Source organism: Tamlana sp. I1 (assembly GCF_015355625.1).
GTDB lineage: Bacteria > Bacteroidota > Bacteroidia > Flavobacteriales > Flavobacteriaceae > Pseudotamlana.
In genome coordinates, this window is the sequence record NZ_JACLAF010000032.1 from 1 (window position 1) to 2,453 (window position 2,453).

The 2,453-nt window shown below is 36.9% G+C and carries 1 protein-coding gene and 1 pseudogene; both read left to right on the forward strand.

The window, feature by feature from the left end:
• Positions 1 to 1,393, forward strand: a 1,393-nt coding sequence (locus H6X70_RS16820) for an Ig-like domain-containing protein (RefSeq protein ID WP_194768853.1), incomplete at its 5' end; no start/stop codon positions are given.
• A gap of 472 nt (positions 1,394 to 1,865) precedes the next feature.
• Positions 1,866 to 2,453, forward strand: a pseudogene (locus H6X70_RS16825) (hypothetical protein); the annotation flags it as partial.

Here is a 2,453-nt window from a genome sequence, read left to right on the forward strand (position 1 = left end):
AAATGCTGCACCATATCCTACAAGTAGCAACGCCAAATGGAAAATTACTCCAACTAATGATGGTGCTTTTTATATAGATAATCAGGCAACAACAGCCAACCGTCTATCAGCCATAGCATCGACAGATGCTAAGGCGGAGATGGTGTCAAGCAATGTTACTGGCAACAGAGCGAAATGGTATATCAAATATGATAAGACGCAAAATGGAGTTGAATATTACTTCATTGAATGCAAAGCTAATTTTGATAAAAGTCAGTTTTACAAAAAAAGCAATACCGAGGCCGGAATGAGACCTTTTGAAGCCAATGACGGTGGCCGTTGGTTCTTTCAAGAAAGTGGCTCATCAGTGTCAGGCGTTAACCTTAACACCAACTATCACTTGATGAAAACGGTTGAAAGTTTCGTTCTAGAGGCCAATGTAGAACCTGCTAATGCTTCCGAACAAGGCGTGACTTGGTCTAGTGACGATGAATCAGTGGCAACTGTATCAGTAACGGGTGAAATAACACCGTTGAAACAAGGCATTGCTAACATCACAGCTACGACAATCGATGGCAGTTTTATTAGCTCCTGCCGTTTAACTGTGCTAGATATTGATATTAACCAAATGCAATTCATTAACTCAAAAGCAAGTGGTGGATTGAGATTGAGCGCCTCTAATGGTGCTACAAACCCGATTCTAAACGAGTCTCCTTATCCTACGAGTAATAACGCCAAATGGAAAATCACTCCAACGAATGATGGTGCGTTTTATATAGAAAATCAGGCAATAACAGCCAACCGTCTATCGGCTATAGCATCGACAGATGCTAAGGCGGAGATGGTGTCAAGCAATGTTACTGGCAACAGAGCGAAATGGTATATCAAGTATGAAAAGACACAAAATGGAGTAGACTATTATTTCATTGAATGCAAAGCTAATTTTGATAAAAGTCAGTTCTATAAAAAGAGCAATACCGAGGCTGGTATGAGATCATTTGCGGCTAATGATGGAGGGCGTTGGTATTTTGAAGCAGGTACACAAAATATGAATTCACTAGAATCGGGTGCTAACTTGAAAACCAATTACGCCTTAAAGCTAACTGATGGAAGTTTCGTTCAGGATGCCAACATCGATGTTGCCAATGGGAAAGAAACGGGAGTTGGAGAGGATGAGACAGATCTTAATCCAAACCAGATCATATTGAAAAACAGAAATATTACTGTGACGATTCCTTATAGCTACAGTTCAGCACATGTTTATATCTATACACTGAATGGTAAAATTTTATTCTCAGAGAAAATGAGTTCTAATAAAATGAATATCAGTCTTAACAATCCGAAACCAGATGTATACATCATTTTATTGAGTATTGATGACAAGCAACAAGTGAAGAAGTTTATGTTAAAATAGTCAGTTTGAAAATTTAGTTCTAGCTGGGGTATACACCCAGCTAGAATTTTTTTGCATATTTTAAAAGTACCTCTACAAAACAACATCAGTGTGGTAGCTTAAAAAAACTCATCATTATCGGGTGTATTCCAAGTAGGCATATTGGTGTAAATTAAATAGCATCATGCCTTCTAAAGCATATGTAACTACAAAAATTCAGCCTACTAATATTTTCGATACCCCATCAAAACGAAAAGCACCTTGTAACATGTTACTTACCAAGTATAAAAGGTGTACTGCAATGGTTTAAACCATTTTACCCCCTTTGTTTTAATAAAATGCCCTCTTTTTTTTTAGCCTAAGAATTTAATTTTGGCTTAGCTTATTTAGTTCATTATAATTCGTTTTTATATCCGAACAATATATTTAGAGACTGGAAAAGTTTAAAATTTAACCTTAATGACTATAAACAAAAACTAAAAAACTGAAAGACATGATCAAACTTTTACAAAAGAAGAACCTTATTTTGAAGAGGTTTTTACAAAAAACATATTACCCAAATAAGATAATAAGATGCATTAGTCTTGTTACAGGGCTAATTTTGACTTTGGCAGCTCATGCCCAAACGACTTCTCCCGTCTCAGTCTATTTAACAAAAGGCGACCAGTCAGCATTGCTAGAGCAACAGACTGATGCAAATTTTTCTACCACTTTTATTGATAACAATACGGTTGTATCCATTGATGATACCCAAACATATCAATCCGTAGTAGGGTTTGGGTGGACTTTGACGCAAGGTAGTGCCAAAGCTATTCGTTCTATGAATCAAACAGACCAAGATGCACTGTTAGAAGAGCTATTTCATCCTAGCAATGGCATACGTTCATCATTGATACGCATTAGTCTTGGTGCCTCAGATTTAAGTGAGTCTGCCTATACATATAATGAAGTGGCCTATGGAAATACCGACGAAGATTTATCTGAATTTTCTTTAGCTGGTCCAGACCAAACAGATTTGATTCCTATTTTAAAGAAAATAGTAGCTATCAATCCAAATGTTAGACTACTAGCCACGCCGTGG